This is a genomic window from Kitasatospora sp. NPDC057518 (assembly GCF_042802075.1).
Lineage (GTDB): Bacteria > Actinomycetota > Actinomycetes > Streptomycetales > Streptomycetaceae > Kitasatospora.
In genome coordinates, this window is the sequence record NZ_JBHVEU010000054.1 from 20870 (window position 1) to 29333 (window position 8464).

Below are 8464 nucleotides of genomic sequence, written 5' to 3' on the forward strand. Positions count from 1 at the left end.
GAGGCGCTGCTAGGCGCGCCCGACCTTGCCGGTGAGCAGTCCCTGGAAGAGGTTCAGCCGGTGGATGTTCGCGGCGCCCTCGAGGAACTCCATCGCCCGGGCGTCGCGCGCGAGCTTGTCCAGCAGCGGGTGCGCCAGCCGGGCCCCGGGCCCGAAGAAGCCGCAGGCCGCCAGCGTCACGTCCTCGGCGAGCCGGGCGGCGCGCAGTTTGGCGGCCGAGGCGAGGTGGCCGTCGGCCGGCCGGGCGTCGACCGTCGCGGCGGCGTCCAGCACCAGGCGGTGGACGGCGTCGATCCGGCGGCCGATCGCGTCCAGCCGCTCCTGCTCGGCGGTGCGCAGCGGGCCGCGGTGCGCGGTCACGTAGTCGTGCGCGGCGCGGGCGATCCCGACCGCGATCGCCGCGACGCCCGGGCGCAGCTGGTTGAAGATCTGGACGAAGGACCAGACCCCGCGCCGGCTGGCCGGGAGGTGGCGGCCGAGGACGTGTTCCTCGGGGACGGCCACCGACTCCAGCCGGACGGCGCTGATCCGCGCGCCGCGCAGCCCCAGCATGTCCAGCGGCTCGGCGTGGAACCCGGGGGTGTCGGTGTCGACCAGGACGGCGGTGATGCCGAGCGGGCCGGGCCGGGTGCGGGCGAAGACCACCGCGAGCCGGGCCCGCGAGGCGTTGCCCACGTAGCGCTTCTCGCCGCTGAGCAGGGCCCCGCCCGGGGCGGGGGTCAGCGCGGTGGTCAGGGCCGTCGCGTCCGAGCCGCGGTCCGGTTCGGTCAGCGCGAAGCAGGTCCACAGGGGTTCGCGCAGCATCCGGCCGTAGAACCACTCCTTCTGCCGCTCGTCGGCGCACAGGCCGACCGCGACGCCGGCCAGGAACGGGCCCGGCGAGGCGACCATCGCGCCGACGTCGGCGCGGGCGAGCTCCTCCATGACGACGGCGCGCTCCAGCGCCGAGTCGCCGCAGTGGCGCTGCCCGTCGATCTTCTCCGGCTCGTTCCCGTACGCGGCCGGGATGCCCATCGTCGCCAGGTAGCGCACGGCCGGGAGGTCCAGGTGCTGCCGGATGGCCTCCGGGTCGCGGTCGATCTCCAGCGCGAGCGGGCGCAGCCCGGCGCCCCACTCGCGGGCCCTGGCGCGCAGCGCGGCCAGGTGCCCGTCCGGCCCGGTCATCGCGGTTCCTCCCCGGTCACGTGGACCTCCGCCAGCAGCTCCGACAGGTAGCAGGGCATCCCGGGGCCGTCCCGCAGGTAGCCGCTGGCGCCCAGCAGCCGGACCTGCTCCCGGTCGGCCGCGGTGATCCGGGCGTGGACGTCCGCCAGCACCGCGGCGGGCAGGTCGCCCGGCCCGGCGCCGGACAGCACCGCCCGGACCTCCAGGTGGTCGGCCACCGCCTCGGCGACGGTGCCCTTCACCAGCTGCTGCTGCAACAGGTACGAGTCGCCGCTGCGGCGCCGGCCCAGGTAGCCCAGGCAGGCCGAGCGCAGCGACTCCGACAGGCCGAGCCGCACCCAGGCCAGGCCCAGGACGAAGGCGGCGCCGGCCTCCCGCTCGGCCGCGCCGCGCCGGGCCGGCGGCGCGGTCGTGACGGTGGCGGCGACCACCTCGCCGCCGGGCAGCGCGGTGCGCGACAGCACGGCCTCGTCGGCGGGGCGGCGCGGCCGGGCGGCGCCGGCGACCCAGAGTCCGCCGGCCTCGGCGAAGGTCCGGGCGTCGGCCACGGTGTGCCCGCCCGGCCCGCAGGGCAGCAGGCCGGGCGTCAGGGCGGAGGCGAGCAGCCGCAGCGCCGGGGCGAGGCCCCGCTGCCGGGCGGCGTCCTGGCAGCGGGGCCACAGGTCCGTGTCCCGGTGCGTCACGGTGGTCACCGCCCGCCCCGTTCGATCAGGCAGACGGCCAGGTCGCCGGTGTCGGGCTCGTGGTCGACGACGGCGATCCGCTCCTCCCTCCCGGCCGCCCAGGCGGGGTCGGCGGCGAGGGCGGTGAGGGTGCCGGAGGCCGGGTGGCCCGGCGGGGTGCGCACGATCCGGCCGGGGTGGCCGGGCAGGTCGCGCGCCGGGTCGAGGGCGGCGCCGAGGACCAACGGGCAGCCGGTGGCGTCCAGTTCGGCCAGGGCGGTGCGGACGGCGGCCGGCACGTCGTCCGGTCCGGTGCCGGTGCGCTGCCACAGGGTGAGCCGGCCGAGGGAGCCGGTGTCGGTCAGCAGCAGCGCGAGGCCGGCGTCCCCGGCGAGGTCCCGTCCGGTCTCGTACGGGAAGGTGGCCTGGTCGAGCACGAACACCGCGACGCTGCGCAGGTCGTGCCGCCGGGCGTAGGCGTCGGCCAGCCGCAGCGCGGCGAAGGGGGCGTTGGAGCCGCACTCGGAGACGGCGAAGGAGAGCGGCCCGCCGGGGACGCGCTCGGAGAGGCTGGTGACGGCGGCGAGCCGGCAGTCCAGGTCCGGGGTGGCGTGGGCGACCACGGCCAGGTCGATCGGCGGCGCCTGCGTGGCCGCTGCCGCTCGTCGGTCCTGCGGGTCGAGCGCGGCGAGCAGCTCCCCGGCCATGTCGGCGAAGGTGTTCCCGGCCGCCTCCCGGACCAGCTCCGGCCGGTGGTCGACGCCGTAGGCGGCCGTCAGGTCGGCGAAGTGGCGCAGCGAGAAGGCGTCGTCGATCCGTGCCCGGCCCGGTGGGAACCTCCGGTGGGTGATCGCGGCGAGCCCGAGCGGGAAGACGGCGGGCGCCTCCCAGGGGCCCTTCGTCGGTACGGTCCGGACCGGCATGCTCAGCCGCCCAGTTCCGTGGCCACGAAGTCGGCCAGCGAGCGGACGCTCGCGAAGTGGGCCATCTCCAGCGAGTCGGTGTCGAACTCGACGTCCAGCGACTCCTCCAGCCGCATCAGCAGCTCGAAGACGCCGGTGGAGTCGAGGCCGAGCTCGTCGAAGAGCCGGGACTCCTCGGTGAGTTCGGGCAGGTCGTAGTCGAGCACCTCGCCGAGGGCGGCGGAGATCTCGGTGACGATCCGCGCGCGGTCCGTGCCGGTGGCTCCGGTCATGGTCGGCACTCCTTCCGGGGGTTGGGGGTGGGGACGTGCGACAACTAGCTGGAGCGGCCGAGGAGTTCGGGGGCGATCGGGCGCTGGTGGCGCAGCAGGTCCTCCGGGCGGTCGGGCTCGCGGACCAGGTGCGCCTCGCCGTCGAGCACCAGCACCTCGGCCGGGTAGCCGTGGCTGAGGAAGTGCACGGGGGAGGCGGTCGGCCCGTACGCGCCGGAGCGCAGCACGCCGAGCAGGTCGCCCGGCCGTACCGGCGGCAGCTCGGCCTTCTTGGCCAGCGTGTCGTTGGGCGTGCAGAGCGGGCCGGTGACGTTCCAGACCTCGGTGGCGGGCTCGTCGAGCCGGTTGAGCAGCAGCATCGGGAAGTTGCGCTTGACGAAGGAGCCGATGCCGACCGCCGCCATGTGGTGGTGGGTGCCGCCGTCGGCGACCGCGAAGCGCTCGCCCAGCGACTCCTTCACGTACCGGATCCGGGTGACGTAGGTGCCGGCCAGCGCGGTGAGGTAGCGGCCGAGCTCCATCACCAGCCGGGTGCCGGGGTGGCGTTCGGCGAACGCGGCGACCAGCGGGTTGATCCCGGCGGCGAGTTTCGGCAGGTCGAGGTCCCGTTCGCCGTCGAAGTAGGCGACGCCGAGGCCGCCGCCGACGTCCACCAGCTCCAGCTCGAAGTCCAGGGCGGCGCTGAGGCGTTCGGCCAGGTCGAAGATCCGCTCGGTGTTCTCGACGATGGTGTCCTCGACCAGGATGCGGGTGCCCATGTAGACCTGGACGCCCATCACCCGCACCGCCGGGTGGCGCGCCACCAGCCCCGGGTCGGCCAGGAGTTGGGCCTCGTCCATGCCGAACTGGCGGGGCTTGCCGCCCATGGTGAGGCCGGAGCCCTTGACCGAGAAGCTCGGGTTGACCCGCAGCGCGACCGGCGCCACCGTGCCGCGCTCGCGGGCGAGTTCGTCGATCAGCGCGAGTTCCTGGAGGGACTCGCAGACGATCGCCGCGATCTCCTCGTCCAGGCAGGCGAGCAGTTCCTCCCGGCTCTTGCCCGGCCCGAGGAAGAGGATGTCCCGGCCGGCCACCCCGGCCTGCCGGGCGGTGCGCAGCTCGGTGAGCGAGGAGACCTCGGCGCGGGCGCCGTGGGCGTGGAGCAGGGCGCAGATGGCGAGGTTGGGGTTGGACTTGAGGGAGAAGAACACCTGGAGCCTGGGGTCCAGGTGTTCGCGCAGGTCGCGCATCCGCCCGGTCAGGGCGTCCCCGTCGTAGAGGAAGAGCGGGGTGCCGTACCGCTGGGCGATCTCGGTGACGGGTGTGCCCTGGATCTCGAAGACGTCGCTCATGGCCGGTCCCCTCTCTCCCGCCGGTCGAGCCGGTCGGCGATCTCCGCGTCGATGGTGGTCAGTTCCTCCGCCGAGTCCGCGAGGACGATCCCGTACAGCCGGCCGTCGACCGGGGCGCCGCCGCCGGTGAACGCCGCGTTGACGGTGGCGAAGTTGTTCACCAGCAGGCCGGTGCCGCCGGCCGGGTCGAGCAGCAGGCCGTCGAGCAGCCGGCGCAGTTCGTCGAAGGCCAGCGGTGCGGTCAGCCGCAGCGGGTAGTGGCGGGCGACGGCGACCTGTTCCGGCTTGACGAACCGTTCCTGCAGACGGACCTGGTAGGTGGACATGTTGTTGCGGGCGTTGATCTCCACGACCGGGTAGATCCCGCCGTCCGGGTCCACCATGGCGTCCACGCCCACCACGCCGTGGAAGCCGTCCGAGGCCAGCCGCTTGCCGAGCAGGTCCGCGGCGGTGCGCAGCTCGTCGACCTGGTCGGCGCCGAGCCGGGCGGGCATCCGGTGGCCCTTGTGGACGCCGTCCTCGGTGAGCTGCTCCTTGACGAAGTCGAACGCCACCGAGCCGTCCAGGCCCACCGTGAACTGGTAGTTGAGGTCGGTGCTCTTGGCGACCCACTCCTCGACCACCATGGCGATCCGCGGCCGGCCGGAGGCCTCGACCTGCTTGGCGATCAGCCCGAGGATCCGCTCGCCGCGGCGCCGGCTGGTCAGCCGGGCGATGCCCTTGCCGGAGACGCCGAACGCCTCCTTCACCACGGCCCGGCCGTCGCCGAGCTCGACGTCCACCGCCGCGAAGGCGTCGGCGAGTTCGGCGAGCGTCTCGCAGGCCCAGCCGCGGGGCTGGCGCAGGCCGAGCTCGTCGGCGATCCGGCGGCTGTAGACCTTGCTGTTGACGGCCTTGCAGGTGGCCGCGTCCGGCCCGGCCAGGCGCAGCCCGGTGGTCGCGGCGAGGCGCTCCTCCGGCTCGGACACGCCGTGGGCGGCGATCCGGCAGCCGTCGGCGGCCAGGCCCGCCAGTTCGGCGAGCAGGGCCGGGTCGGCCAGGGCGTCCTCGGTGACGGTGCGCTGCGGGTCCTGGGCGGCGGGGACGTGGACGTGCGGCAGGTCCAGGCCGAGCCCGGCCAGGTAGCCGAGGTAGTCGCCGTCCGGCCGGGTCTTGAGCACCACGTGGTCCCGGCCGCCGGCCAGCAGCAGGGCGAACTCGTCCATCCGGTTGACCACGGCGCTGGAGGTGGCGGCGGAGAGCCGGGGCAGGGTGTGCTCGCCGAGCGCCCACTGCTGCTCCACCTCGAAGTTGCCCAGGAAGAGCAGCCGGGCGTCGGGGGAGCCGGTCAGGGCGAGGGCCAGCCGGTCGGCGGCATCGGGGGTCCGGCCCCCGTCGCGGGCGCCCATCAGTGCCTCACGACCATCGCGGCGAAGGACTGGCCGAGCCCCGCGGAGGTCATCAGGTAGGTGTCCCCGGGCCGCAGCAGGCCGAGTTCGAGCGCCGACTGGTAGTTGATGAAGGGGTCGGCGCAGAAGCAGTGGCCGGTCCGGCCGATGTTCTCCAGGAAGATGCGGTCCCGGTCGATGCCGAGCGCGTTGGCGGCGACCGTCCAGGAGACCCGGTTGACGTTGTGCGGCAGCACCAGGTCGAGGTCGCCGACGGCCAGGCCGGCCGCGGCCAGGGCGCCGTCGATGACCTCGGCCATCGCGTCCTGGTAGATCCGCTTGGCCTCGCGGGCGCCCTCGGCGTCGAGGTCGATGACGCCGTCCTCGCGGCCGTGGATGCGGGCGTGGTAGCCGAGCACCCGGTTGCGGTCGCCGCCGGCGCCCACCAGGACGGCGGTGACGCCCTCGCCCATGATCGAGACGTCCTCGACCCACTGGGAGAACGGGGTGAGCGTCTTGTCCCCGGCCAGCACCAGCGCGAGCGCGTCCGGGTCGCCGTCCGCCGCCAGCAGGGTGCCGGCCGCGTCCACCGCGAGCAGTCCGGTCGCGCAGCCGTGGTCGGCCACCGAGAAGACCTTCGCCCGGCGCAGCCCCAGCGACTCGCAGACCGTCCGCAGCGGGCTGACCGGGTACGGTGCGGTGGTGCGCAGCCCCTTGGCGCGCACCACGTACCGGATCCGGTCCTCCTGCCCGGCGAGGGCGTCGAGCTTGCCCGCCGCGGTGGCCAGCAGTTCCGCCTCGGACTGGTCGGGCGCCTGGCAGATCCGGTCGAGGCCGTACAGCCTGGTGAACCGGCGCACCTGCTGGTCGGTCAGCCCCAGCGGCTCCCGCAGCTGTTCGACCGAGACCGTCGGTGGCAGGTAGCTCGATACCGCTTCTATCGACGTCATGCGACGGGGCCTCCTCGCGACAAGGATCGGAGCCCCACCAGATTCGCCGGGAACGCTGACAGGCTGCTGACGCCCGGCTGATCGCCGGACGGCAGCCCGTTGCGCGGGTTGTCAGGCCTGCTTGACCTGGATGCGCCCGTTGCTGGTGCTCAGGTCGAGCTGGTAGCGGCCGGACGGGTCGTCGGAGACCCCGATGTCCTTGTGGCCGTTGCCGGTCTTCGCGGACACCTTGTACGTGGCGCTCGGCACGACCAGGGTGATGGCGCCGTTGGACGTCGACGCGGAGACGTCCTGCGGCTTGGTCGAGACGAGGTCGATCGCCCCGTTGTGGGTCTCGGTCTGGATGCGGCTGCCGTTCAGCCCGCGCCCGGTGATGGCGCCGTTGGTGGTCTTCACCTCCGTGGTGCCGTTCACCCCGTCCAGGCTGACCGCCCCGGAATGGGTGGACACCTGCACGTTGCCCACCTGGGTCAGGTTGACCGAGCCGGAGTTGGTCTGGCCGCTGACCGGCAGGCCCGGGGGGACCTCGACGGTGTAGGTGACCGAGCAGTACTGGCCGCAGCCGCCCAGCACCAGGACGCCGTTCTCGACCCGGCTCGTCACCCCGGGCTTGTCGTTCTTGTAGCTGACCGACCGGTGCACGGAGACCTTGTCGAGGCCGTCCTTGCCGCGCAGGGTCACGCCGCCGGAGGTGGTGTCGAGCCGTACGGCGGTGATCTTGTCGCTCACCGTGGCGTCGTCGTCGAAGTTGTTGTCGGGAGCCAACCCGCACGCGCTGAGACCGCCCACGGCGGCCGCGAGGACGACGAAGGACGCGAGACGGCCGGACTGCTGGCGCATGTCATTCCCCAGATCTGAAGGACGTTCCTGGACAGGCCCCGTCGCGGGGCGGACCCCACGAAGCTATCCCGCTGGGAAAGCCGGGGACCATGGGGCTAACCCCCGTCTCCTGAGGGGGAGTTCCCCCAAACGGTGGATGTCAGGCGAATGTCAGTTCCGGGTCAGCGCAGCCGTCCAGAGTCGAGGCATGACAGCGCTGACGGCACGGGCTCCCGAGCGGACCCTGGGCGTACTGGGCGGCATGGGCCCGGCGGCGACCGCGGAGTTCCTGCGGCTGCTCGCGGCCGACGCGCCGGCCTCCCGGGACCAGCAGCACCCCCGGTTGCTGCTGCTGTCCGAGCCGGGCATCCCGGACCGCACCGCCGCGATCCTCGGCGGCGACGACGAGCCCGGGCGGCGGGTGCGGGAGTGCCTGCGCACCCTGGCCGGCTGGGGCGCCGACCTGCTGGCCGTCCCCTGCAACACGGCGCACGTCTTCCTGGACGGCTTCGCCGCCACCTCGCCCGTCCCGGTGGTCGACATCGTCGACGCCACCCTGGACGAGGCCGTCCGGCTGAGCCCGGACGGCGGCTGGCTCACGGCGACCACCGGGACCGTGCGCAGCGGCCTCTACCAGCGGCGGGCCGCGGCCCGGGGCTACCGGCTGCTGGTGCCCGACGGCGGGACGCAGGAGGCGGTCCACGGGGCCGCCGAACGGGTGAAGGCCGGACGGGCCGAGGAGGCCGGCGCCGCCTTCCGGGAGGCCGTCGGACGGCTCTGGCGGCGCCGGCGGCTGCCGGTGGTGGCGGCCTGCACCGAACTCCCGCTCGCCTACCGGAGCGCGGGCCTGCCGCCGGAGCTGATGGTCTCCAGCCTGGCCGCGCTCTCCCGGGCCTGCATCGCCGAGCTGTACCGGAGCGTCCCGGTGCGCTCCTGAGGCGCGCGCGTACGCGTACGGCACGGCCCCGGTGTTCCT

General features: G+C 74.3%; 9 protein-coding genes. 1 reads left to right on the forward strand and 8 read right to left on the reverse strand.

Annotated elements, in window-relative coordinates:
* Window positions 1–9: 9 nt before the first annotated feature.
* The 8 genes from ACFU7Z_RS08390 to ACFU7Z_RS08425 all read right to left on the reverse strand — a co-directional run bounded on the left by ACFU7Z_RS08390 (window position 10) and on the right by ACFU7Z_RS08425 (window position 7509).
* Window positions 10–1164 carry an acyl-CoA dehydrogenase family protein gene (locus ACFU7Z_RS08390; RefSeq protein WP_074002431.1) on the reverse strand — a complete coding sequence of 385 codons (1155 nt, stop codon included), beginning with the start codon at window positions 1162–1164 and terminating at the stop codon, window positions 10–12.
* Window positions 1161–1856, reverse strand: a complete 696-nt coding sequence (locus ACFU7Z_RS08395; RefSeq protein WP_220450034.1) for a hypothetical protein — start codon at window positions 1854–1856, stop codon at window positions 1161–1163. The genes ACFU7Z_RS08390 and ACFU7Z_RS08395 overlap by 4 nt, the downstream gene beginning before the upstream one ends.
* Window positions 1853–2749 carry a hypothetical protein gene (locus tag ACFU7Z_RS08400; protein WP_380777000.1) on the reverse strand — a complete coding sequence of 299 codons (897 nt, stop codon included), beginning with the start codon at window positions 2747–2749 and terminating at the stop codon, window positions 1853–1855. Before ACFU7Z_RS08400 ends, ACFU7Z_RS08395 begins: the two co-directional genes overlap by 4 nt.
* A gap of 2 nt (window positions 2750–2751) precedes the next feature.
* On the reverse strand, window positions 2752–3021 hold the full coding sequence (locus tag ACFU7Z_RS08405; protein ID WP_049655074.1) for an acyl carrier protein: 270 nt from the start codon (window positions 3019–3021) through the stop codon (window positions 2752–2754).
* Window positions 3022–3065: 44 nt separating this feature from the next.
* Complete coding sequence (locus ACFU7Z_RS08410) at window positions 3066–4352, reverse strand: type III PLP-dependent enzyme (RefSeq protein WP_074002434.1); 1287 nt, start codon at window positions 4350–4352, stop codon at window positions 3066–3068.
* Window positions 4349–5740 (reverse strand): hypothetical protein, encoded by a 1392-nt coding sequence (locus tag ACFU7Z_RS08415; RefSeq protein WP_380777001.1) that lies wholly within the window; start codon window positions 5738–5740, stop codon window positions 4349–4351. The genes ACFU7Z_RS08410 and ACFU7Z_RS08415 overlap by 4 nt, the downstream gene beginning before the upstream one ends.
* On the reverse strand, window positions 5740–6669 hold the full coding sequence (locus ACFU7Z_RS08420) for a 3-oxoacyl-[acyl-carrier-protein] synthase III C-terminal domain-containing protein (protein WP_049655080.1): 930 nt from the start codon (window positions 6667–6669) through the stop codon (window positions 5740–5742). The genes ACFU7Z_RS08415 and ACFU7Z_RS08420 overlap by 1 nt, the downstream gene beginning before the upstream one ends.
* Window positions 6670–6780: 111 nt before the next feature.
* Complete coding sequence (locus ACFU7Z_RS08425) at window positions 6781–7509, reverse strand: DUF4097 family beta strand repeat-containing protein (RefSeq protein WP_049655082.1); 729 nt, start codon at window positions 7507–7509, stop codon at window positions 6781–6783.
* Window positions 7510–7696: 187 nt separating this feature from the next.
* Between ACFU7Z_RS08425 and ACFU7Z_RS08430 the strand changes: the two genes are divergently transcribed.
* Window positions 7697–8425 carry an aspartate/glutamate racemase family protein gene (locus ACFU7Z_RS08430; protein WP_053112228.1) on the forward strand — a complete coding sequence of 243 codons (729 nt, stop codon included), beginning with the start codon at window positions 7697–7699 and terminating at the stop codon, window positions 8423–8425.
* Window positions 8426–8464: the final 39 nt, after the last annotated feature.